The organism is Promicromonospora sp. NPDC019610, assembly GCF_044389365.1.
Taxonomy (GTDB): domain Bacteria; phylum Actinomycetota; class Actinomycetes; order Actinomycetales; family Cellulomonadaceae; genus Promicromonospora.
On the sequence record NZ_JBIRXX010000003.1, the window covers coordinates 407800 to 431450 of the forward strand.

The 23651-nt window shown below is 73.0% G+C and carries 20 protein-coding genes; 15 read left to right on the plus strand and 5 right to left on the minus strand.

Annotation, left to right across the window (positions count from 1 at the left end):
* Window positions 1-165: 165 nt before the first annotated feature.
* Entirely contained in the window at window positions 166-750 is a 585-nt protein-coding gene (locus ACH45N_RS23065) for a TetR/AcrR family transcriptional regulator (RefSeq protein WP_397398274.1), read from the minus strand.
* A 181-nt stretch (window positions 751-931) separates the two neighbouring features.
* Between ACH45N_RS23065 and ACH45N_RS23070 the strand changes: the two genes are divergently transcribed.
* Together ACH45N_RS23070 and ACH45N_RS23075 are read left to right on the plus strand one after the other, a co-directional pair.
* Window positions 932-2548 carry a hypothetical protein gene (locus tag ACH45N_RS23070; RefSeq protein WP_397398276.1) on the plus strand — a complete coding sequence of 539 codons (1617 nt, stop codon included), beginning with the start codon at window positions 932-934 and terminating at the stop codon, window positions 2546-2548.
* A gap of 48 nt (window positions 2549-2596) precedes the next feature.
* On the plus strand, window positions 2597-4240 hold the full coding sequence (locus tag ACH45N_RS23075) for a family 20 glycosylhydrolase (protein ID WP_397398278.1): 1644 nt from the start codon (window positions 2597-2599) through the stop codon (window positions 4238-4240).
* Window positions 4241-4294: 54 nt separating this feature from the next.
* Here the strand turns inward: ACH45N_RS23075 and rsmI are convergent, their stop codons facing one another.
* On the minus strand, window positions 4295-5170 hold the full coding sequence (rsmI, locus tag ACH45N_RS23080; protein WP_397398280.1) for a 16S rRNA (cytidine(1402)-2'-O)-methyltransferase: 876 nt from the start codon (window positions 5168-5170) through the stop codon (window positions 4295-4297).
* Between the two features lie 33 nt (window positions 5171-5203).
* On the opposite strand from rsmI, the gene ACH45N_RS23085 reads away from it, so the two are divergent.
* Window positions 5204-6976, plus strand: a complete 1773-nt coding sequence (locus tag ACH45N_RS23085; RefSeq protein WP_397398282.1) for a dolichyl-phosphate-mannose--protein mannosyltransferase — start codon at window positions 5204-5206, stop codon at window positions 6974-6976.
* Between the two features lie 57 nt (window positions 6977-7033).
* Here the strand turns inward: ACH45N_RS23085 and ACH45N_RS23090 are convergent, their stop codons facing one another.
* Window positions 7034-7630, minus strand: coding sequence for an isochorismatase family protein (locus ACH45N_RS23090; protein ID WP_397398284.1), 597 nt, complete (start codon window positions 7628-7630; stop codon window positions 7034-7036).
* Window positions 7631-7768: 138 nt separating this feature from the next.
* Here ACH45N_RS23090 and ACH45N_RS23095 point away from each other — a divergent pair, with 138 nt between their 5' ends.
* From ACH45N_RS23095 to ACH45N_RS23140, 10 genes are all read left to right on the plus strand, one after another.
* Entirely contained in the window at window positions 7769-9019 is a 1251-nt protein-coding gene (locus ACH45N_RS23095; protein WP_397398286.1) for a PQQ-dependent sugar dehydrogenase, read from the plus strand.
* A 118-nt stretch (window positions 9020-9137) separates the two neighbouring features.
* Window positions 9138-9500 carry a hypothetical protein gene (locus tag ACH45N_RS23100; RefSeq protein ID WP_397398288.1) on the plus strand — a complete coding sequence of 121 codons (363 nt, stop codon included), beginning with the start codon at window positions 9138-9140 and terminating at the stop codon, window positions 9498-9500.
* Window positions 9500-10156, plus strand: a complete 657-nt coding sequence (locus ACH45N_RS23105; protein WP_397398290.1) for a nucleotidyl transferase AbiEii/AbiGii toxin family protein — start codon at window positions 9500-9502, stop codon at window positions 10154-10156. The genes ACH45N_RS23100 and ACH45N_RS23105 overlap by 1 nt, the downstream gene beginning before the upstream one ends.
* Window positions 10157-10203: 47 nt before the next feature.
* Entirely contained in the window at window positions 10204-11829 is a 1626-nt protein-coding gene (metG, locus tag ACH45N_RS23110) for a methionine--tRNA ligase (RefSeq protein ID WP_397398292.1), read from the plus strand.
* 8 nt (window positions 11830-11837) lie between these two features.
* On the plus strand, window positions 11838-12836 hold the full coding sequence (locus ACH45N_RS23115; RefSeq protein WP_397398294.1) for a TatD family hydrolase: 999 nt from the start codon (window positions 11838-11840) through the stop codon (window positions 12834-12836).
* 90 nt (window positions 12837-12926) lie between these two features.
* Window positions 12927-14099 carry a ubiquitin-like domain-containing protein gene (locus ACH45N_RS23120; protein WP_397398296.1) on the plus strand — a complete coding sequence of 391 codons (1173 nt, stop codon included), beginning with the start codon at window positions 12927-12929 and terminating at the stop codon, window positions 14097-14099.
* Between the two features lie 218 nt (window positions 14100-14317).
* Window positions 14318-15655: a transglycosylase family protein gene (locus tag ACH45N_RS23125; RefSeq protein WP_397398298.1), complete on the plus strand. Its 1338-nt coding sequence runs from the start codon at window positions 14318-14320 to the stop codon at window positions 15653-15655.
* A gap of 526 nt (window positions 15656-16181) precedes the next feature.
* Complete coding sequence (locus tag ACH45N_RS23130) at window positions 16182-17384, plus strand: ubiquitin-like domain-containing protein (RefSeq protein WP_397398300.1); 1203 nt, start codon at window positions 16182-16184, stop codon at window positions 17382-17384.
* Between the two features lie 38 nt (window positions 17385-17422).
* Window positions 17423-18343: a 16S rRNA (adenine(1518)-N(6)/adenine(1519)-N(6))-dimethyltransferase RsmA gene (gene rsmA / locus ACH45N_RS23135; protein WP_397398302.1), complete on the plus strand. Its 921-nt coding sequence runs from the start codon at window positions 17423-17425 to the stop codon at window positions 18341-18343.
* Window positions 18340-19290, plus strand: a complete 951-nt coding sequence (locus ACH45N_RS23140; RefSeq protein ID WP_397398304.1) for a 4-(cytidine 5'-diphospho)-2-C-methyl-D-erythritol kinase — start codon at window positions 18340-18342, stop codon at window positions 19288-19290. The genes rsmA and ACH45N_RS23140 overlap by 4 nt, the downstream gene beginning before the upstream one ends.
* A 12-nt stretch (window positions 19291-19302) precedes the next feature.
* Here ACH45N_RS23140 and ACH45N_RS23145 read toward each other — a convergent pair whose 3' ends face one another.
* Window positions 19303-20112, minus strand: a complete 810-nt coding sequence (locus ACH45N_RS23145; protein ID WP_397398306.1) for an acetylxylan esterase — start codon at window positions 20110-20112, stop codon at window positions 19303-19305.
* Between the two features lie 86 nt (window positions 20113-20198).
* Window positions 20199-21188: an acetylxylan esterase gene (locus ACH45N_RS23150; protein ID WP_397398308.1), complete on the minus strand. Its 990-nt coding sequence runs from the start codon at window positions 21186-21188 to the stop codon at window positions 20199-20201.
* A gap of 127 nt (window positions 21189-21315) precedes the next feature.
* On the opposite strand from ACH45N_RS23150, the gene ACH45N_RS23155 reads away from it, so the two are divergent.
* Window positions 21316-23175 (plus strand): ABC-F family ATP-binding cassette domain-containing protein, encoded by a 1860-nt coding sequence (locus tag ACH45N_RS23155; protein ID WP_397398310.1) that lies wholly within the window; start codon window positions 21316-21318, stop codon window positions 23173-23175.
* Complete coding sequence (locus tag ACH45N_RS23160; RefSeq protein ID WP_377227827.1) at window positions 23172-23639, plus strand: Lrp/AsnC family transcriptional regulator; 468 nt, start codon at window positions 23172-23174, stop codon at window positions 23637-23639. Before ACH45N_RS23155 ends, ACH45N_RS23160 begins: the two co-directional genes overlap by 4 nt.
* Window positions 23640-23651: the final 12 nt, after the last annotated feature.

Sequence of the window (23651 nt, forward strand, 5' to 3'; positions counted from 1 at the left end):
TCCTTCTCGAGGCCGGGAACCGACGTCCCAACCATGTAGACGAACTAGTACGTCTACATTACCACCCGATCCGGTCCGCAGGGACGGGCGACGACAAGAGCCCGCCGCCACGGTGAGGTGGCGACGGGCTCCGGTCGGGTGCGCGCGGGTGCGGCGCGGGAGCGGCTACACGCGGGAGCCGGCGGCCTGACCTGCGTCGATGACGGCGAAGAACGCGCGCTCCAGGGCGCTGCCGACGTGGGCGGGGTCGTCGAGGTACCCCGACAGCATGGCGCCGTCGCGCAGCATCATCAGCTCCTCGGCCGCCTGCTCGGCATCGGTCACGCCCAGCTCCGCGGCCATCGCGGCGAAGGTCTGCCGGTACCAGGTGCGGTGCCCGGCGACCACCTTGCGGACCTCGCTGTCCGGCTCCGCGTACTCCGCCGCGGCGTTGATGAACGAGCAGCCCCGGAAGCCGGGCTTGCAGGCCTCGGTGCCGACGGTCGCGGCGAACCGGCGGAGCGCCTCGGCGTCGCCGGCGGACGCGCGCAGCCCGTCGAGCGCGCCCCGCTCCCTGGCTGCCTGCCGCTCCAGGTAGGCCACCACCAGGGTGTCCTTGGTCCGGAAGTGCCGGTAGAACGTCACCTTGGTGATGCCGGCGCGGTCGATGATCTTGTCCGCGCTGACCGCCCGGATCCCCTGGGCGTAGAACAGCTCGGTGGCCGCATCGAGGATGCGGTCCCGCGTGGACGGGGCCGACGTCGTGCTCATGCGCGCACCTGCTTCCGTACTCGTTCCGACGATCTGAGGAGAAGAGTCTACCCGGTTGTGTACTGACGGGTTCGTCTACCTCGGTCGGCCCGGACCCCGGGGTTTCCACTTCGTCGTCCTGTGGGGGAGAATGTGATCCGTGGTTATCCGGAACGCCCGATTCGTCCCGCACCACCGACCTGTGTCCGTCGCGGCTCTGCTCGCGGTCGGCGCCCTCGTCCTGGCCGGTTGTACCGTGCCGACGGCCGAGGGCGATGACGGCAAGACGGGGGAGAAGTTCCAGGTCAGGGACCCCTCCGGGCCGGCCCTGGTGCTCGACTCGACCGACCCCGCCGAGCTCGCCCTCACGGCGAGCCAGGCCTTCTTCCACGCCTCCCCGATCGCGGTCATCGCCTCGGCGGACGACGTGGACGCGCGTGCGACCGCCGCGGCCACCGGCGCCGCCGTCACCGCGCCGGTGCTGCTGACCGACGGCGGTGTCTCGGACACCAACGTCGTGGCCGAGCTCGAACGGCTCGGGGCGGGCACGGTGGTCGTCGTCGGCGACGAGCAGGCCGTCGCGGACGTGGGGCCCGCCGCGGGCGACGCCGAGGTGGTCCGCTTCGACCCGGGCGCGCTGAGCGCGGCTGCCGAGGCTGCCGCCTCCGCGGGCAAGGGCGGGGCCGGGACGGGCGACGCGGGCAAGGACGGGGCCGGGACGGGCGACGCGGGCACGAAGGAGGACGCCAAGGTCGAGCTGCCGACGGCGGACCGCCTGCACGCGGCCGACCTGGCCGGGCTGCGCGCGGACATCCCCGACGTCAGCGACCCGGAGCTGCTGCAGGAGATCCTCGTCGCCGTCGACCCGAAGCCGGGGCAGGAGGCTGCCATCGGCACGGCCCTGGCGGCCGGCGCCGTGCCGGTCGAGGTGCCGGGCGGCGACGTCGCGGCCCACGCGGGCACCGTCGAGACGATCCGTGCCCTCAAGCCGCTCGGCGTGGTCGGGATCGGTGCCGAGTTCGGCGCCGCGGAGGACCTGGGCTGGCAGGTCGCGGTGGCGACGTCGGGCGCGACCCTGCCGGACGGCTCGCTGCAGCTCTTCCCCGGCCGCTACGTGTCGACGTCGTACACGGTGCCCGCCGGCATCGCGGACCCGGCGGCGGACGCCGTCCGCGCCGTGGACGCGGCCGCCACGAACGGTGAGCTGCTGGGCGGCTCGCCCCTGGTGACCGTCACGGCGTCCGTCCGGTCGAGCGCGCCGGGCGAGGACGGCGACTACGTGGACGAGCAGCCGCTGGAGCTGCTCACGCCCGCCGTCGAGGCGATCCGCGACGCCGGGCAGATCGTGCTGCTCGACGTCGCGCCCGGCGTCCAGCCGCTCGCCGCGCAGCTCGACGACCTCGAACCGCTGCTGACGAAGCCCGGGGTCGGCGTGTCCGTGCACCCCGAGTTCCGGGTCGCGGGCAACGGCGCGGAGTCGGGCTCCGTCCCCGTGGCGGAGCTCCAGGAGGTCGTGGACCGGCTCGCCAGGATCGCTACCGCCCAGGGCCTGCCGCAGATCATGCTGGAGGTGCACCAGTCCACCGCGGCGTCGGTGGTGGACCGGTCCGAGCTGCGGATCCCGTCGCAGGTCGCGGTGGTCTTCACCGCCGCGGGCCCGGCCGCGGGTCAGGCGACCGCCGGTGGCGTCTGGGCCGACGTCGCGAACGACCTGCCCGCCCACGCGGTGCTCGGCTGGTCCGCGCCGAGCGAGGTGCCCGCCGACGCGACGAGCATCCTGCCCACCGAACCGCTCCTGGGCCTGGTCTCCGCCGGCTGAACCTGCCAAACTGCGGGCATCCATCGGAGCGAAGGGGCCCTAACAATCGTGACCACCGTGAGCAGCGGCGCGGCCGTCGTCGCCGACGCCATCATCCCCGTACCTGTCGAGCTCGTCGCGGGCGAGGGGGTGCTGGACCTCAGGTCCGTCACCGTGCACGCGCCCGACGCCGGGACCGCGCGCCTCGCGGGTGAGCTGCTCACGAGCGCGGGCGCTACGGTCGTCGCGGACGACGCCGTCGGGGCGGACGGCGCCACGGCCGTCACGCTGACCGTCGACCCCGCCGCAGGCCCTGGCGGCTCCTCGAACCCCGAGCGCTACACGCTCACCGTGACGGCCGACGGGGTGTCCGTCGCGGCTCCCGAGCGCTCCGGCCTGCTGCACGGCGTCCGGACCCTGCGCCAGCTCGTCAACGCGGGCCGGTTCGGCGCGGACGGCGACGCAGCGGCGACGGACGCGCCGCTCGAGGTGCGCGCCGTCGTCGTGCGCGACGAGCCGCGGTTCGGCTGGCGCGGGCTGTCGTTCGACGTGGTGCGGCACTGGTTCGGGCCCGCGGACCTGCGGGCGGTCGTGGACCTCGTGGGCTCCTACAAGATGAACCGGCTGCACCTGCACCTCTCCGACGACCAGGGTTGGCGGCTGGAGATCCCGTCGCGCCCCGCGCTGACGGAGAAGTCGTCGCAGGGGGCCGTGTCGGGCGCGACCGGCGGTTTCCTCACCGTCGACGAGTACCGCGAGCTGCAGGAGTACGCGGCCGAGCGGGAGATCGTGATCGTCCCCGAGATCGACGTGCCCGGTCACGTCAACGCGGCGACCCACGCCTACGGCGAGCTCACGCCGTCGGGCGAGGCCACCGACGCCTACGACGGGATCGAGGTGGGCTTCTCGAAGCTGCACTTCGACCTGCCGACCACCGAGCCCTTCCTGCGGGACGTGTTCACCGACGTCGCGCGCATGACGCTGGGGCCGTGGGTGCACTTCGGCGGCGACGAGGTGCTGGTGATGCAGCCCGAGGAGTTCGGCCGGTTCGTGGTGCTCTGCCAGCAGATCATCGCGGGCGCGGGCAAGATCCCCGTCGCCTGGCAGGAGGCGGCCGGCTCCGCGCACGGCGACCAGGCGGCGGTCGCGGCGCTGGCCGGTGCGGACGCCGGTTCGGACGCCGGTCCCGGCGCGGGTCCCGTGGACGGCGGTCCGGCGGACCACGCCGCCACGCCCGACGGCGAGGGCGCGCCCGCTCTGGTCGAACCCGGCACGGTGCTCCAGTACTGGGACACCCGGCCCGACCCGGCGCCGTTCCTGCGCGCCGCGCAGGCCGGCGCGAAGTTTGTGATGTCCCCGGCCGACCGGGCCTACCTCGACATGAAGTACACGCCGGAGCACCCGCTGGGCCAGCAGTGGGCCGCTTTCGTCGAGCTGCACGACTCCTACGACTGGGACCCGGCGACTCTCATCGAGGGGCTGCCCGAGTCGGCGATCGAGGGCGTCTCGGCTGCCGTCTGGACCGAGACCCTGCTGAACCGCGACCACCTGTTCTCGATGCTGCTGCCCCGGCTCGCGGCGGTGGCCGAGGCCGCGTGGTCACAACCCGGCGCCAAGGACTGGGAGTCGTTCCGGGGCCGGATCGCGGTCGAGGCCGGCGCCTGGCGCCGCGACGGCGCCAGCTACCACCCGACACCCCAGATCGACTGGTAGCCCTCACGTGTCAGACGTACAGGTCCCCCGGGGGACCTGTACGTCTGACACGTACTACTTGGTTGTGCGCGCCGCCAGCGCCGCCGCGTAGAGGTCGCGCTTGGCCACGCCTGCGGCGTCGGCGACCTCGGCGACCGCGGCCTTGAGCCGCTCGCCCGCGGCGACCCGTTCGAGGACCTCGCCGACGACGTCGTCCACGCTCGCCTGCACCGCCGGGGCCCCGCCCACCACCACGCAGATCTCGCCCCGGAGCTGCTCGGCCGCGGCGCGCTCCGCGAGGTCCGCGAGCGGGCCGCGCAGCACCTCCTCGTACGTCTTGGTCAGCTCGCGCGCGACGGCGGCCGGGCGGGTGTCGCCGAACGCCGCGGCCATGGCGCCCAGCGTCTCGGCGATCCGGTGCGGCGCCTCGAAGAACACCATGGTGCGCGGCTCGGCAGTCAGCGCGGCGAGCGTCCGGGAGCGGTCGCCGGCCTTGCGTGGCAGGAAGCCCTCGAAGGTGAACCGGTCGGTCGGCAGGCCCGACAGTGCCAGCGCCGTCAGCACCGCGCTCGGCCCGGGCGCGGCCGTGACGCGCAGGTCACGCTCGATCGCCCGCTCCACGACGCGGTACCCCGGGTCGGAGACGGACGGCATGCCGGCGTCGGTCACGACCACCACGGTGCCACCGTCGGCGACGACGTCGAGGAGCTCGTCCGCGCGGGCCGTCTCGTTGTGCTCGTGGTAGCTGGTCACCCTGCCGCGCACCTCGACGCCGAGCCGCCCGGCCAGGGCGTGCAGGCGGCGCGTGTCCTCGGCGGCCACCACGTCGGCGTCGGCCAGCAGGCGGACCAGGCGCGGTGAGGCGTCCTCCACGTTGCCGATCGGGGTGGCGGCCAGGATGAGAGTGCCGGCCTCGGGCGCAGGCCCGGGAACCGGGGACGAGTCGGTCATGAACCACAGGGTCCCACGCTCTATGCTGGCCCGGTGTCTCAGCAGCCTGAAGCCACCGGAGCGCATCACGCCGCAGTGCAGCAGGCTCTGCCTGGAACCTACGGGGCGCACGTGCGCCGCGAGGCGGTGGGCGCCCGGATGACGCCGACGGGATCGTTCCCCGCCGTCGCCCCGGCTGAGCCGCCGGTGCGCGACCGCCTCCTGCGCGACCTGCTGGGCGAGCGCCGCCTCGCGCTCGGCCGCCGCGCCTCGGACCGGTTCTGGGGCGTCTTCGGCGCGCTGGTCGTGACGGCGATCGCCGCCGGTGCGCGGCTGTACGCGCTGGGCCGCCCGGGCAAGCTGGTCTTCGACGAGACGTACTACGTCAAGGAGGCCTGGTCGCTGGCCAGCCTCGGCTTCGAGGCCGCATGGCCCGACAAGCCCAACCCGGCGTTCGAGGCCGGCGACGTCAGCTCGTACAAGACCGACGAGGCCGAGTACGTCGTCCACCCGCCCGTCGGCAAATGGATGATCGCCATCGGGATGCGCCTCATGGGCGGCGCGACCGACCCGATGGCCTGGCGCATCGCGAGTGCCGTGATCGGCGTGGTGGCCGTCTTCCTCATGGTGCGGATCGCGCGCCGCATGTTCTCGTCCACCCTGCTGGGCCTGGTCGCGGGCCTGCTGCTCGCGGTCGACGGCGAGGCGATCGTGCACTCGCGCACCGGTCTGCTGGACCAGTTCCTCATGTTCTGGGTGCTCGTCGGGTTCGGCTGCCTGGTGATGGACCGCGAGTGGGCCAGGCGCCGGCTCGCGGACCGCGTGGCGCACATCGTCGAGGCGGGCGGGGCGATCGGCCGGTACGGGCCACGTCTGGGCTTCCGCTGGTGGCGGCTCGCGGCGGCCGTGTCGCTGGGCCTGGCCTGCGGCGTGAAGTGGTCGGGCCTGTACTTCGTCGCGGCTTTCGGCCTGCTCACCGTGGTCTGGGACCTCACGGCTCGTCGCACGGCCGGCATCGGGCGGTGGTGGGAGGACGCCCTGGTGGTCGACGCCGTCCCGGCCGCCCTGGTCATGCTGCCCACCGTCCTCGCGGTGTACATCGCGTCGTGGTCGGCCTGGTTCGCGCACCCGAAGTCGTACCTGCGCGACTGGGCGGTGGTCAACGGCGTGACGCCGCCGGGCTGGTGGCCGGACTGGGGCTGGGCGCAGGGCGCCTGGGAGGCCGGCCGGTCGCTGTGGGAGTACCACCACATGATGTGGGACTTCCACACCAACCTGGACTCGGACCACAACTACGCGTCGCACCCGCTGGGCTGGATCGTGCAGTGGCGGCCGACGTCGTTCTTCTGGGAGAAGTTCGCCCCGGGCCAGGGCCCGTGCCCCGCGGACTCCGTGGGCGACTGCGCCACCGCCGTCACGTCGCTCGGCAACCCGCTGCTGTGGTGGCTGGGCGCCCTCGCCATCCCCGTGGTCCTGGTGCTCGTGATCAAGTTCCGGGACTGGCGCGGCACCGCGGCCCTCGTGGGGATCGCCGCGGGCTGGCTGCCGTGGTTCCTGTACTCGTGGCCGCTCGCGGACCGCACCATCTTCACGTTCTACTCGATCGTGTTCACGCCGTTCGTGATCCTCACGCTCGTGTACGTGCTGGCCGTCGGGCTGGAACGGACGCCGCGCCGGAGTGCCGACCGGCGGATCGTGTGCTGGCTGGCCACGGTGCTCGTGGTGCTGATCGTGGGCGTGAGCGTGCTCTACTACCCGATCTGGACGGCGATGCCGGTGCCGTACGAGTACTGGCAGCGGCTCATGGTGCTCCCGAGCTGGATCTAGCCCGGCGTGTCAGACGTACAGGTCACTCGGGTGACCTGTACGTCTGACACGGGTTGGCTAGAGGGCCGAGGAGTCGCGCAGGTCCACGCCCGCGGCGATCAGCTCCTGCTCGGCGACCAGGCCCTGCTCCTCCGAGACCGGGATCGTCAGGTCGGTCAGCACCCGGGCGTGCAGCCCCGCGCGGCGGGCGTCGAGCGCGGTGTGCTTCACGCAGTGCGACTGGACGAGGCCCACGACGTCGACGGCGGTGACTCCGGCCTCCGACAGGACGGTGGCGAGGCTGCGGCCGTGCTCGTCCGCGCCGTCGAAGCCGGAGTACCCGTGCGAGTACTGGCCCTTCAGCAGCTTGGCGTCCGGGGCGAGGTCGGCCAGCGCGGGGTGCAGCTCGGCGTTCGGCGAGCCGGCGACGCCGTGCGGCGGCCACGAGTCGACGAAGTCGGGGGTGTCGCTGAAGTGCTCGCCCGGGTCGATGTGCCAGTCCTGGGTGGTCACCACGGTCGTGTACCGGTCCCGGTGGGCGGCGGCGTAGGCGGCGACGCGGTGCGCGATCTCGTTCGCGCCCTCCGTGGCGAGCTCACCCCCCTCGCAGAACGTGGGCTGCACGTCGACGACGATGAGGGCCCGCGGCTCGGGCGAGGACTCGGCAAGGCTCATGAACCTCACTCTTCCACTCGCGGGAGGGAGGAGGTACCCCCGGGTGATCGGTAGTTCGTCACATGGTCGGCAGCCCGGGATGCCGACCACCTGACCTTCCACCGACCACTCGGCGCCCTGCGGTGCTTGGATGGGGGCGTGGAGAGGTTCTCGCGTTCGTGGTGGCTCGCATCTGTGCTGGTCCTGGCGGCTTTCGGGCTGGCCGGGTGCGGCGGGGCGGCCGGGCCCGGGGTCGTGTCGCCGAGCCCGTCGGCCTCGCCGAGCCCGTCCTCGTCGGGTAGCCCGACGGCGCCGTCGGGAGCGGATCCCTCGAACGGCGACGACCCCTGGGACGGCGAGGTGACCGCCGAGGCCGAGGTGATGGCCCAGGAGCTCCCGGTCCCGTGGGGCATCGCCCCGCTGCCCGGCGGGCGCTTCCTCGTCACGATGCGCGACGACGCGACGCTTGCCGTGGTGCACCCGAGCGGCGACGTCGAACCGCTCGACGTGTCCGGCGGTGCCCAGGAGGTGGCCGACCAGACGATGCCCGGCGGCGAGGGCGGCCTGCTCGGCGTCGCCGTCGACCCGGAGGACACCGGGCCGACGTTCACCGTCTTCCTGTACCGCACCGGCGCGGCGGACAACGCCGTCCTGCGCGCCGAGCTCGACCTCGACGGCATGACGCTGCGCGACGTCACCACGATCCTCGACGGCATCCCGAGCGCGTCCAACCACAACGGCGGCCGGATCGCGCTCGGCCCGGACGGGTACCTGTACGTCGCGACGGGCGACGCCGGGAACCCCGCGAACGCGCAGGACCCGGAGTCGCTGGGCGGCAAGATCCTGCGCGTCACGACCGACGGCGAGCCGGCGCCCGGCAACCCGGACCCCGGCTCGCCGGTGTGGTCCCTCGGGCACCGCAACGTGCAGGGCCTGGGCTGGGACGCGAGCGGCCGGATGTTCGCGAGCGAGTTCGGGCAGAACGAGCTGGACGAGCTGAACGTGATCGAGGCGGGCGGCAACTACGGCTGGCCCGACGTCGAGGGCCCGGGCGAGCGGGCCGGGTTCGTCGACCCGGTCGCCTGGTGGCCGACGTCGGAGGCGTCGCCGTCGGGCATCGCCGTCACCGACGACGCCGTGTACCTCGCGGCGCTGCGCGGGGAGCGGCTGTGGCGCGTGCCGCTGCTCGGCACGGCGCAGGACGTCGCCGACGGCGAGAGCCCGGGCTTCGGGGAGCCGCAGGAGCTGCTGGCGGGGGAGTACGGGCGGCTGCGCGCGGTCCAGGCCGGGGACGACGGCGAGCTGTTCGTGCTGACCGGCAACACGGACGGCCGGGGCGAGCCGGCGTCCGAGGACGGTCGGGTCGTCGACGACCGGCTGCTGCGCGTCACACTGACACCGGCGGGGTAGCCGCCGACCCTGCCCACCGCCATCCACTGGCAGACGTCTAGGGCTGTGGATATCCTGGCTGCCGGGACGGGGCCTCGTCGTAGGCTCGAACCACTGTCGACCGAGAGGGGTGAACGGGATGTCCGCAGAACCTGGCGCGTACCGGACGGTGCCGCGCGGCTACGTCTACGCCGACCACATCCCGTACGTCACCCCGGAGTCCCTGGACGAGCTACGGGGGCCGAGCCACGGCCTCGTCCGGGTCTGGGCGCCGATCTCCACCGCACCCGACCCGGTGTACGACATCGACGACCCGGCGCAACGCTGGAGCCTCTACAGCGCGACCGTCCGGGACGGTACCCCGCGGGATCACGCCATGATCCTCGACCGCCGGTTCCTCATCGAGCTCTGGCCGGAGCTGAACCTGCCGCGGCGGTGCCGAGCGATCTGGGAAGGCACCTTCCCGGAGCTCGCCGCGCGGAGCATGGCGAGAACCGCCTGATGCGCCCGTTCCACGACCGCCTCGCCCGGATCGGGCTCGGGGCGGCGGACAAGTACGGGTTTGTGCTGGCCGGCGGCTACGCGATCTCAGCGAACGGTATGGGAGATCGCCCGTCGGTCGACGTGGACCTCTTCACCGACCGCGGCGATCCCGAGCAGTTCGCCGAGGCGGTCGACGCCGTGCGCCAGGCGTTCCGCGCCGAGGGGTTCGTGGTGGTCGACAACCGGATCGGCCCCACGTTCGCTGACCTCCGCGTCACCGACGAGGCGACCGCGACGTGGAGCGACATCCAGCTCGGGTGGGACTACCGGGAGTTTCCGCCGCGGTTGCTCGATATCGGTCCCGTGCTCGACCCGCGCGACGCCGTGGCGAACAAGATGGGGGCACTGTGGTCGCGTGGCGAGGCGCGCGACTACATCGACATCGACACGGTGATCGGGTCCGGCCGGTTCAGCCGGGGCGACGTGCTCGCGATGGGGGACCGGATCGAGGCCGTGCCGCTGGACCGCCGTATGCTCGCCGAGCGGTTCCGGCAGGTCGGGCGGTTCCCGGCCTCCGACTTCGCGCTGTACGACGTCGGCTCGGTGCAGCGGATCGCCATCGTCGAGCGCTTCCTCGACTGGGCCGACGAGGTCGACCCCGCCGTCGTCCGCTGACCCCCGGACGCGCTGATCGGGCTGGACCGCACACCTACGATGGACTCATGCCGGAAGCCGAGAAGACCTTCTACCTCACGACGCCGATCTACTACGTGAACGATGCCCCCCACATCGGGCACGCGTACACGACGGTCGCCGCCGATGTCGTGACGCGCTGGCACCGCCAGCGCCAGGAGAACGTCTGGTTCCTCACCGGCACCGACGAGCACGGCGAGAAGGTGCTGCGCACCGCCGAGGCCAACGGCGTGAGCCCGCAGGACTGGGCGGACCGGCTGGTCGAGACGGCCTGGAAGCCGGTGCTCGAGACCCTCGACGTGCGCAACGACGACTTCATCCGGACCACCGAGGAGCGGCACGAGAAGGCCGTCCGGGCCTTCCTGACGGACCTGTATGACAAGGGCGGGATCTACGAGGGCTCGTACGAGGGCCCGTACTGCGTGAGCTGCGAGGAGTACAAGCTGCCCGGCGAGCTCCTCGACGGCACGGGGGACTACGAGGGCCAGAAGGTGTGCGCCATCCACGGCACGCCCGTCGAGATGCTCTCCGAGCAGAACTACTTCTTCCGGATGAGCGAGTACGCCGACCGGCTGCTCGCCCTCTACGAGGAGCACCCCGAGTTCGTGCAGCCGGCGTCGGCCCGCAACGAGGTCGTGAGCTTCGTCAAGCAGGGGCTGCAGGACCTCTCGATCTCGCGCTCGACGTTCGACTGGGGCGTGCCGATCCCGTGGGACTCCTCCCACGTGCTCTACGTCTGGTTCGACGCCCTCCTGAACTACGCCACGGCTGTGGGCCTCGACAGCGACGACCCGGAGCGCAAGGAGCAGTTCGCCCGGACCTGGCCGGCCGACGTGCACCTCGTGGGCAAGGACATCCTGCGCTTCCACGCGGTGATCTGGCCGGCCATGCTCATGGCCGCGGGCCTGCCGCTGCCCAAGACCGTGTTCGCGCACGGCTGGCTGCTGGTGGGCGGCGAGAAGATGAGCAAGTCCAAGCTCACGGGCATCGCGCCGTCCGACATCATCGACACCTTCGGCTCGGACGCGTTCCGCTACTACTTCATGCGCACCATCGCGTTCGGTGGTGACGGCTCGTTCTCCTGGGAGGACATGACCGCCCGCTACAACGGCGAGCTCGCCAACGGCTTCGGCAACCTCGCGTCCCGGACCGCCGCGATGATCGGCAAGTACTTCGGTGGCTCCCTGCCCACCCCGGGCGCCCGCACCGACGCCGAGACGGGCCTCGCCCGCGTGGCCGCCCAGGCCGTGGCCGACGCCGAGGCGGCGATCGACCGGCTCGCCATCCACGACGCGGTCTCCGCCGTCTGGACGCTCGTGGACGCCACGAACGGGTACCTCGCCGAGACGCAGCCCTGGAAGCTCGCCAAGGAGCCGGGCGAGACCGACGAGTCCGGCGCGGGGGTCGGCGGCGGCCGCCTCGCGACGTCGCTCGTCACCGCGACGGAGGCGCTGCGCTCGCTCGCGGTGCTGCTCAACCCGATCACGCCGAAGGCGGCGGCCGGGCTCTGGGAGCTGCTCGGCGCGGAGGCCTCGCTCGGGGCGCTCGACGCCCAGCCGCTCGGCGGCGCGGCGACGTTCGGCGTGCTGCCCGCGGGCACCACCGTGATCAAGGGCGCGGCCCTGTTCCCGCGCCTCGACGACACGGCGGCCTGAGCCCGGAGATGGCGAAGCGCACACGCGAGCGTGGGTTCCCGGCCGACCCGGAGCCGCTCCCCGTCCCGGTCGTGGACAACCACACCCACCTCGACCACATCACGGCGGTGCTGCCCGACGTGGCGCCGGAGGGCGAGCGGGGCCCCTGGCCGCCGTCCGTCGCGGACCACCTGGCGCGCGCCGCGGCAGCGGGCGTCGACCGGGTGGTCCAGGTGGGCTGCGACCTCCCGTCGGCCCGCTGGACGGACGCCCTCCTCACCTCGTTGAGTGCTGGCTATCTGCTGGCCGAGACCCCGGAATCGCAACAGATACCCAGCACTCAACGGGGAGCGCGGGTGGTGGGGGCCGTTGCGATCCATCCGAACGAGGCGACGCTGCACGCCGGGGTGCTCGAGGTGGGGCCCGACGGGCTCACGCCCGAGCCCGAGGAGCGGCACGCCGTGGGGCTCGACGACGCCGTCGCCGAGATCGCCGACCTGGCCAAGGGCAACGACCGCATCCGCGCGATCGGCGAGACGGGCATGGACCTGTTCCGCACGGGCCCGCGCGGCGAGCAGGCGCAGCGGGACGCCTTCCGTGCGCACATCGCCCTGGCCAAGGAGCTCGGCCTGGCCCTGCAGATCCACGACCGGGACGCGCACGCCCAGGTCATCGAGGTCCTGCTGGCCGACGGTGCGCCCGAGCGCACCGTCTTCCACTGCTACAGCGGCGACGCCGAGATGGCCCGCGTCTGCGCCGAGCACGGCTGGTACCTGTCGTTCGCCGGACCGGTCACGTTCAAGGCCAACGACCACCTGCGCGCGGCCCTGGCCGTGGCGCCGCGTGAGCTGATCCTCCTGGAGACCGATGCCCCGTACCTCACGCCGCACCCGTACCGGGGGCAGCCGAACGCCCCGTTCGCGGCGGCCCACACGGTGCGCGGTATGGCGGCCCACCTGGGGGAAGACCTCGGGGTGCTGTGCGCCGACATCGGTGCCAACGCGGAGCGCGTCTACGGCACCTGGTAAGAATGGCGCATTGGGCGGAAGAAAGCGGCATTTGATTTCATATCCCCACGCCTTTTGCTGCGAGGTTTGTTCCGTTACGGTCTGGTGCTCGTGGTGAGGTATGCACGGCCGTGGCTCGCGAGCAGACCGGCCCGCTGGCTGGTTCGTGGTGCCGTCGTCGGCGTGCTCGCCGGCGTCGCCGGCATGTACACGGCCAACGCGACGACCCTGACGATCGACTACAACGGCGACGTCCGCACGCTCGGCGTCTACGGCGACACGGTCGCCGAGGCGCTGGCGTCGCAGCACATCGAGCTGCAGCCCGACGACGTGGTGCAGCCGTCCGCCACGTCCGGCGTCGGCCCGGGCAACACCGTGGTGGTCCGCACCAGCCGGAACGTCACCGTCGAGCTCGACGGCCAGGTGATCACGCTGCGCACCACCGCGGGCACCGTCGGCGAGCTGCTCGCGGCCCTCGGGCCGCGCGGCGACGGCGCCCTCGCCACGGCTTCCCGGACCACGCAGCTCGACCGCGACCCGGTCCGGTTCTCCACCGTCAAGAAGGTCAACATCGCCGTCGACGGCTCGGTGCTGGAGTTCAGCACGACCCGCTCGACGGTGCGCTCCGTGTTCGACGAGGCCGGGATCGCGCTGGCCGACGGCGACGTCACGTCCGTGCCGCTCGACGCCGCCGCCGTCGACGGGATGATCATCATGGTCAGCCGCGACGCGTCGTCGTCGCGCACGGTGACCGAGGTGGTGCCGTTCGAGACCGAGACGGTCGAGGACCCGAGCCTCCCCGAGGGTTACGAGTCGATCCGCACCGCGGGGATCGCCGGTGAGGCGAAGGTGACGTACGAGGTCAAGACGGTGGGCGGCGCCGTCGTCGAGCGCACCGTGGTGGACCGCAAGGTCACGCGCGAGCCCGTGAACGAGGTGCTCGTGGTGGGGACCATGGACGTGGCCACCGCGCCCGTGGACCCGGGCTCCGCGCGGGCCCTGGGCCAGGCGATGGCCGCCGAGCGCGGCTGGGGCGCCGACGAGTTCTCCTGCCTGGACCAGCTCTGGCAGAAGGAGAGCGGCTGGCGCTGGAACGCCGACAACCCCAGCAGCCAGGCGTACGGCATCGCCCAGGCGAACCCGGGCTCCAAGATGGCCACGGTCGGCAGCGACTGGCTCACCAACCCGGCCACCCAGATCGAGTGGGGACTGGGCTACATCTCGGGTCGCTATGGCACGCCGTGCGGTGCGTGGGCGCACTCGGTGGAGATCGGCTGGTACTGAGCAGGCCGTTTTTCACCCTGGAACATTTGGGATATTTAAGGATCTATCCCGACGTTTCCGCGACGTATTTCGCGGATAGGCTTGCATTTGATAACGGCAGGGTTACGGTCTCTGGGACCGCCGGATCGGCCGGTCGGGCCCGCGCCCCCGCGCGGGAGGTGCGTGCGACTCGTACCGTCCCGGCCTCCGTGCCCGGACCGCGCGAGGACTGGACCCGCGTGTCATCTCCCCACCCAGCTCAGGGCATCCCCAGCGAACTGCCCCCCACCCCTGAGGCCGGCTCCGACGTCGGCATCACCGAGATCTTCGAACCGCCCCCAACGGTTCACCCCCTCACCCCGCCGGGCTCCCCCGACCCGGCCCCGCCCCGTAAGCGCCACCGCAGAGCCGCCCTCCTCGCGGGGGCCGCGGCCATCGCGGTCGTCGGCGCCGGTGGCATCACCGCCTACGGTTCGGCCCACAAGTCCGTCACGCTGGACGTGGACGGCAAGGTCACGACCGTCGAGACCTTCCAGGGCGACGTCGCCGGCCTCCTGGCCGACGAGGGCGTCGACGTCACCGACCGCGACGCGGTGACGCCTGGCGGCCCCCTCCGGGACGGCGGCACGGTCGTGGTCCGCTACGGCCATGAGGTCACCCTCCAGGCCGACGGCGAGCGGCGCACGACCTGGGTCACCGCGCTCGACGCCGACGAGGCGCTCGCCACGCTCTCCGAGCGGGCCGGCGACGTCGCGCTGGTCCCGTCCCGCTCCGGCGGTCGCGTGACCCTCCCGTTGCGGCTCGACGCCGACAGCCCGGTGAACCTGGTCGTCGGCGGCAAGACCCAGCGGGTGGCCGACGGCGCCGCGCAGCTCGACGACCTGCTCGCCGAGCACGACGTCGCGGTCGACGCGGACGACCGGATCACCGTCGAGAGGTCGGACGGCGCGCCGGCGGACCCGGGCGTCGCGACGCTGTCCGTCGTCGTCGAGCAGGTCCGGAGCTCGGTCCAGAAGACCGTGACCCGGCTGCCGTTCGACAAGGTCCGGACCGCGGACCCGGACCGGTACGAGGACCTCGACCCGTACGTGGCGACCGAGGGCGTCGTGGGCAAGCGCGTCACCAAGTGGGACGTCACGACCGTGGACGGCGAGGTCGTCAAGCGGGACAAGCGCTCCTCGGAGGTCGTGCGCAAGCCCGTCGACCAGGTGACCGTGTACGGCACCAAGGACCGGCCGGCGCCGAAGCCCGAACCGAAGCCGGAGCCGCAGCCCGTCGCGAAGGAGCCGGCCCAGAAGGCCGCCCCCGCGCCGGAGCCGAAGGCCCCCGTGGTCGCGACCGGCGGCGTCTGGGCCCAGCTCGCGCAGTGCGAGTCGGGCGGCAACCCTGCCACCAACACGGGCAACGGCTACTACGGCCTGTACCAGTTCTCGCAGCAGACCTGGGTGGCGATGGGCGGTTCCGGCCTCCCGTCGGACGCCTCGGCCGCCGAGCAGACCATGCGGGCCCAGAAGCTCCAGGCGCAGTCCGGCTGGGGACAGTGGCCCGGCTGTGCCGCGAAGCTCGGCCTGCTCTGACCGTCCTCTCCGCCTGTCAGGCGCGCAGGTCACCCGAGTGACCTGTGCGTCTGACAGGGGAGCGAGTTGGACGGTTGTCCTAGACGAGTGACCGACAACACAGCCCGATAGCACCGAGAAACTTGGCCGGACGATAACGGATCAGTTACGTTCGGTTGTCCTCGCTGGCGGGAGGGCGCTGAGTGGTGTAGGCCACAGCGCCCGAACGGCGGCAGGACAGCACTGAGAACGGAACCTCGTGATCAGTGCGAGACCGCCGGATCGGCCGGTCGAGACCGCGACGGCTCGCAAGAGTCGCCAGGCCCCCAGGCCGAATCGTGGTGGGGACGCTCGCGCGAGCGCGCGTCCCCTGAGCTCGCCGCCCGTGCCCGGGACGTCCGACGACTGGACACGAGTGAACCCCCGTTCTGAGCAGCAGAGTTCTGGCTCCATCCCCAGCATCAACTCAGAGTCCGAGGCCCCGAACCCTCAGACGACCCTCTCGAAGCGTCGCCGTCGCTGGCCCCTGGTCGCCGGCCTCGCAGCCGTGGCGATCGCCGCCTCCGGCTCCGTCGCCTTCGCGGAGGCGCGCAAGACCGTCACGCTCGACGTCGACGGCACCAGCAAGACCATCACCACCTACTCCGGTTCCGTGCAGGGCATGCTCGAGTCGCAGGGCGTCCGGCTGGGCGAGCGCGACGTCGTCGCCCCCGACACCGACGCGAAGCTGTCCGACGGTGACCAGGTGGTCGTTCGCTACGCCCGCCAGGTCACCATGTCCGACGGCGGCGACGAGCGCGACGTCTGGGTCACCGTGACCGACGCCGTCGAGGCGCTGACGACCCTCGCCGAGCGCGGCGGGGACGTCGCCCTGGTGGCGTCCCGCTCCGGCGACCGCGCCTCGCTCCCGCTCCGCCTGAACGACGACGGCCCCGTCGCCGTCGTGGCGGACGGCAAGACGCGCGTGGTCGAGGACCACGCCGACGGCGTCGACAGCGTGCTCGACGGCCTGAAGGTCGAGCTCGACAAGGACGACCTCGTGAACATCGTGCCCGTGGCCACCCTGGCCGAGGACAAGGCGATCGACGCGAAGTCGGCCAAGGCCGCCACGAAGGCCGGCGCCGACGTCGCCGTCCAGGTGCAGCGGGTCGAGACCAAGAAGGTCACGCAGAAGTTCGACGTGGACCACGAGGTGAAGACCGTCCAGGACAAGAACCGCTACGAGGACGAGGGCGACCACGTCCGCACCGCGGGCAAGGACGGCGTGCGCACGCGCATCGTCCAGCTCCGCACGATCGACGGCGAGGTCGTCGCCCGCAAGGAGCTCTCGAACAAGGTGACCAGGAAGCCGGTCACCGGCGTGATCGTCGAGGGCACCAAGGAGCGTCCGGTGGAGAAGAAGGCCACCGTCGAGGCGACGAGCACCGAGAGCAGCACCCCGGCGCCGTCCGGCTCCGTCAAGGAGATCGGCCAGCAGCTGGCCGCCGCCCGCGGCTGGACCGGCTCGGAGTGGACCTGCCTCGAGTCCCTCTGGGAGCGCGAGTCCGGCTGGAACTACCAGGCGGCCAACCCGTCCTCGGGTGCCTACGGCATCCCGCAGGCGCTGCCGGGCTCCAAGATGGGCTCGGCGGGCTCGGACTGGGCCACCAACCCGGCCACCCAGATCAAGTGGGGCCTCGGCTACATCGCGGACCGCTACGGCACGCCGTGCGGTGCGTGGGGCCACTCGGAGTCGGTGGGTTGGTACTGATCCGCTGACTGCGACATTCTCCAGTTAGGCTCACCTGCATGAACGACACCTCAAGCGCCCTGCTCGGTCCCGCGGAGATCCGCGACCTGGCAGGGCGCTTGGGCGTCCGGCCCACCAAGACGCTCGGCCAGAACTTCCTGCACGACGGCGGCACCGTCCGCAAGATCGTGCGCACCGCCGGGCTCCGGCCCGGCGAGCGGGTGGTCGAGGTCGGGCCCGGGCTGGGCTCCCTGACGCTGGGCCTCGTGGAGGCCGGCGCCTCCGTCGTGGCGATCGAGATCGACCCGGTCCTGGCCGGGCAGATCGCCGACACCGTGCGGACCCGGGTCCCGGGCGCCGACGTCGAGGTGGTGCTCTCCGACGCGCTGGACGTCACCGCGCTGCCCGGTGAGCCGCCGACGGCGCTCGTCGCGAACCTCCCGTACAACGTGGCCGTCCCGGTGCTGCTCACCATGCTGCAACGGTTCGCCTCGCTCGAACGCGTGCTCGTGATGGTGCAGGCCGAGGTGGCCGACCGGATCGCCGCCGTGCCGGGCTCCAAGATCTACGGCATCCCGTCCGTGAAGGCCGCGTGGTACGCGTCGGCCCGCCGCGCCGGGACCATCGGGCGCAACGTCTTCTGGCCCGCACCCAACGTCGACTCCGCGCTCGTGTACCTCGAGCGCCGCGACCCGCCGTCGACCACGGCCTCGCGCGAGCAGGTCTTCGCCGTCGTGGACGCCGCGTTCGCGCAGCGCCGCAAGACGCTGCGCGCCGCCCTGTCCGCGGTGTTCGGCTCCGGCGCCGCCGCCGAGGCGGCACTCCGGGCCGCCGGCGTGGACCCGGGCGCCCGGGGTGAGACGCTCGTGGTCGAGCAGTTCGCGCGCATCGCGGAGCAGCTTTCTGCGACTTCGTCGGTCGAGCCTGTCGAGACCTCGGATCTCGACAAGCTCGATCAGCGAGAGAAGGGGGACGAGTGATCCCGCGTCTTTCAGCGGCCCCGCCGCCGTCGGTCCGGGTCCGCGCGCCCGGCAAGGTCAACCTCGGGCTGCGCGTGGGTCCCGTCGGCGACGACGGCTACCACCCGCTCGCGACGATCTTCCAGGCCGTCTCCCTGTACGAGGAGGTGACGGCGACCCAGGCGGCACCCGGTGCCGGCATCTCGCTGACGGTCTCGGGCCCCCAGGCCGAAGTCGTCCCGACCGACGAGACCAACCTCGCGTGGCGCGCCGCCGCGCTGCTGGCCGAGCGCACGGGCCTGCCCGACGACGTCCAGCTGCACATCACCAAGGGGGTGCCCGTCGCCGGCGGCATGGCGGGCGGGTCCGCCGACGCCGCCGCGGCGCTCGTGGCCTGCGACGCCCTCTGGGAGGCCGGCATCCCCCGCCCGGACCTCGTGGAGCTGGCGGCCGAGCTCGGCGCCGACGTGCCGTTCTCGCTGCTGGGGCACACCGCCGTCGGCACGGGCCGGGGCGACCTGCTCACGCCCGCGATGACCCGCGGCGAGTTCCACTGGTGCTTCGCGACGCAGCGGGAGGGCCTCTCGACGCCCACGGTGTTCCGCCGGTTCGACGAGCTCGCCGGGCCGTCGACGCCGCGCGTGGCCCCCACCGACGACACCGCGATCATGCACGCGCTGCGCGCCGGTGACGCGGTGGCCCTCGGCAAGGCGCTGCACAACGACCTGGAGGGTCCCGCGCTCGACCTGCGGCCCGAGCTCGCCGACGTGCTGGAGGTCGCCACCGAGTCCGGCGCGCTGGGCGTCGTCGTCTCCGGGTCGGGCCCTACGGTCGCCGCGCTCGGCCGGTCCCGGCAGCACGCGCTGGCGCTGGGCGCCGCGTGGACGGCGGCCGACGTCGTCGACGCGGTCTGGTGCGCCACCGGGCCGGCCCCGGGCACGCAGATCGTGACCCCGATGCGCGCCTGAGCGCGCACCGGGTCAGTACGCGACCTGGGGGACGAAGACGTTCGTCAGGTGCGTGTGCCGCGTGATCCAGCGGGTGCGCCGCGTCGCCAGGTTGGTCTCGGCGGTCAGGGTGCACTCGACCACCCGCTCGACGGTGCCCGTCATGGCGCTGAGCGCCAGGGCGGCGTTGCGGCCCCACTCCTCCAGCAGCACCTGGGCGCCCGCGCCCTGCGTGAGCTGCAGCGGGGTGCTCGCCCGGCGGGCGAACGCGACCAGGGAGTCCTTGTGCGCCGCCGGGATGTCGCCCTCGACCAGGGCGCACGCGAGGTCGGGCAGCAGCCCGGCCGCGGCGACGGCCGCGGCCGCGACGGGGCCCGTGCCGAGCACCGCGATGCGCGAGGGGTCCACGCTCTCGAGCGTGCGCAGGGCCTGCACCGCCCGGACCGCGTCGGTGAAGACACCCCGGTTGTACGGGTCGTCCAGGTCGTCCTGCGGCACCTCGACGACCAGGTGGGCGAACCCGTCGGACGCGAGCCACTCCAGGTCGCGCGCCGCGGCCTTGCCGGCCGGCCGCAGCTCGACCAGGCCGGGCAGCGTCGCGGCGGCCCCGACCGGCATGACGAGCCAGCCCGTCACCGGGCGGCCCTCGAAGCCGGCGAACGTCACCGTCTCCGCGTTGAGGTCGCGCGAGCGGGCGAACGTCGTGGTCAGGACCGGCGCGACCTCGATGTCCCGGTGCGCGGCGAGGTTCGCCGCCCAGAACACGTCGAAGTCCGTGGGCTCGTCGGTGGCAGGCGGAGCAGCCGGTGCCACCGTGACGAGCGGCAGGTCGTACTCGGGCACGGGCGGTACCTCCGGGTCTTGGGCGTGCGCTCGGAGCGTACCGCCCGTGTCCGACACTCCGGACGCCGGTCCAGGACCCCCGGCCGTCAGATGATCTTGTTCAGCCATGCGAGCTTGCGGGGGAAGCGGTAGTCGCCGCCGCCCTCGTGGTTGTTGTACGGGTAGACGTCGATCTCCTTGCTCACCGCACCGGCCCCGCCCGGGCCCCAGCCGTTGTACGCCGCGTACACGGTCGACGGCGGGCACGTGGCGTCCATGAGCGCCACCGAGAACAGCGTCGCCGCGCGGGCGCGCCGGGCGAACGACACCCCGTCCAGGTAGGAGAAGGTGCGCCAGACCTGCTCCTCGACCGCCGGGTCGCGGTGCACGGAGAGGTACTTCGTGATCTCGCTGTACGGCGCGTTGTCCGTGATCGACACCGCGCGGCGGTAGTGGCTCAGGAACGGCACGTCCGGCATGGCGGCCACGACGTCCGGCACGAGGCCCGCGACGGCGATGGTGATCCCGCCGCCCTGGCTGCCGCCGCTCAGCGCCACCCGCGCCGGGTCCAGGCCCGGGATCGCGCGCACCGCGTCGACGGCGCGGGCGCCGTCGGTGAACACGCGCCGGTAGTAGTGGTCGTGCGGGTCGCGCACGCCGCGCGTCATGAAGCCGGGGGACGCGGGGCCCGAACCGGCCGGGTCCGGCGTGTCCCCGCCCGCGCCCCAGCCCGACCCCTGGCCGCGCGTGTCCATCATGAGGTGCGCGTAGCCCGCCGCGGCCCACTGGATGTGCTCGTGCGGCAGGCCCCGCCCGCCGCCGTAGCCCTGGTACCCGACCACGACGGGCAGGTCGCCCGCCGCGTGCGCGGGGCGCGTCAGCCACCCCTTCACCGGGTGCCCGCCGAAACCGGCGAACGTGACGTCGTCGACCAGGATCTCGGTGAGCCCCACGTCGATGCGCTCCACCTGCGGTGCGTCGTCGAACGTGCGGGCCTCGGCCAGGGTGGTCGACCAGAACTCGTCGAAGTCGGCGGGCTCGTCGACCTCCGGGGTGTACTTCTCGAGTTCGGGCAGCGGCATGTCGAACTGGGCCACGTGGTTGCTCCTCGGCGTCGTGTTCTGCTGTGCCGGCGGCGAAGTCTTTCCTGTGCGGTCGGCGCGCCGCCCTGAGCCTGTCGAAGGGGCGGCCGGGGTGAGCGTAGCGCGCGACTACCCTTGGTAGGTGGCACATCTTCTCGGCGCAGACGGCATCGCGCTGACCATCGGCACCCGGACCCTTCTGGCGGACGTCTCGCTGGGGCTCGACGACGGCGACCGCGTCGGCATCGTGGGCCCCAACGGCGCGGGCAAGTCCACCCTGCTGCGCATCTTCGCGGGCGCCACGCCGCCCGACGGCGGCCGCGTCACCCGGGTGGGCGGCTCCACCCTGGGCCTGCTGGACCAGCGCGACGAGCTGCCCGAGGACGCCACCGTGCTCGACCTCGTGCACGGCGACGCCGAGACCCACGTCTGGGCCTCCGACGCCCGCGTCCGCGAGGTGCACGACGGCCTGATCGCCGACCTCGCCTGGGACGCCCCGGTCGCGAAGCTCTCGGGCGGCCAGCGCCGCCGCGTGGCGCTCGCGGCCCTCCTCGTCCAGGACCCGGACGTGCTGCTGCTCGACGAGCCCACCAACCACCTCGACGTCGAGGGCGTGGCCTGGCTCGCGGCCCACCTGCGCGAGCGGTACGGCCGCCCGGGCACGAACGGCGCGCTCGTGGTCGTGACGCACGACCGCTGGTTCCTCGACGAGGTCTGCTCCCGCATGTGGGAGGTGCGCGGCGACGGGACCGGCGCCGTCGACGGGTACGAGGGCGGGTACGCCGCCTACATCCTGGCCCGCGCCGAGCGGGCGCGGCAGGCCGCCACGGCCGCGGAGAAGCGGGACAACCTGCTGCGCAAGGAGCTCGCGTGGTTGCGGCGCGGGGCTCCGGCCCGCACGTCCAAGCCCAAGTTCCGGCTCGACGCCGCCTCCGCCCTGATCGACGACGAGCCGCCGCCGCGCGACTCGATGGAGCTGACGCGCATGGCGACGCGGCGGCTCGGCAAGGACGTGCTGGACCTCGAGTCGGTGTCGGTCACGGTGCCGGGCAAGGTCCTGTTCGACGACGTGACCTGGCGCCTCGGCCCCGGCGACCGGTACGGCGTGGTGGGCGTCAACGGCGCCGGCAAGACGACGTTGCTCGCGCTCCTGGCGGGCCGCCGCGAGCCGGACTCGGGGCGCGTCAAGCGCGGCAAGACCATCCACGTGCGGGAGCTCTCGCAGGACGTCGCCGAGCTCGACGAGCTCGGGACCCTGAAGGCGGTCGAGGTGATCGAGCAGGAGAAGGGCCGGGTCGTCGTCGACGGCAAGGAGCTCACCGCCGCGCAGCTCACCGAGAAGCTCGGCTTCACGCGCGAGCGCGCGTACACGCCGGTGCGGGACCTCTCCGGTGGCGAGCGGCGGCGGCTCCAGCTCCTGCGGCTGCTGGTGTCCGAGCCCAACGTGCTGCTGCTCGACGAGCCCACCAACGACCTCGACACCGACACCCTCGCCGCCGTCGAGGACCTGCTGGACGGCTGGCCCGGCACGCTCATCGTCGTCTCGCACGACCGGTACCTGCTGGAGCGGGTCGCCGACCGGCAGGTCGCGCTGCTCGGTGACGGGACCATCCGCGACCTGCCCGGGGGCGTCGAGGAGTACCTGCGGCTGCGGGCGGCGGCCAGGTCGGCGGGCGCCTCCGGCGCGTCCGGCTCGGGGGGTGGTTCCGGGGCCGGCGTAGGTTCCGGCGCGGGTGCGGCCGGCGCGGCGACGGGAGCTCCGGCGCCGGGCGGCGAGGAGCTCTCGCAGCGTGACATCCGCGCCGCGAAGAAGGAGGTCTCCCGGATCGAGCGGCAACTTGCGAAGATTGCCCAGAAAGAGGCCGAGCTGCACGAGAACATCGCGCGGCAGGCAACGGACTATCAGGCCGTCGCGCGGCTGGACGCGGAGCTCCGCGACCTGGCGAGCGAACGGGACGAGCTCGAGGCGGCCTGGTTGGAAGCTGCGGAGGTGGCGGGATGACCGACAACGATCTGACACCGCTCGACGGGGTGGACCGGGCGCTCGTCGACGCGCTGCGCAAGGACGGGCGCACCACGCTGGCGGTGCTGTCCGAGATCTCGGGGCTCTCCCTGTCCGCCGTGCAGGTGCGGGTGCGCAAGCTGGAGGCGCGCGGCGTCATCACGGGGTACCGGGCCGTCGTGAACCCGGAGGCGGTGGGGCTGCCACTCTCCGCCTTCATCGAGATCACGCCCCTCGACCAGGCCCAGGAGGACGACGCGCCCGAGCGGCTGCGCGGCATGGCCGGCATCGAGTCCTGCTACTCGGTGGCGGGCAACGCGAACTACCTGCTCACCGCGCGGGTGGCGTCGCCACGCGCGCTGGAGGAGCTGCTCGGCAAGATCCGGCGCACGGCGAAGGTCTCGACGCGCACGACGGTGGTGCTGCAGACGTACTTCGAGGGGCAGACGGCCGAGCTCGACTGATCCGGCCCGGCC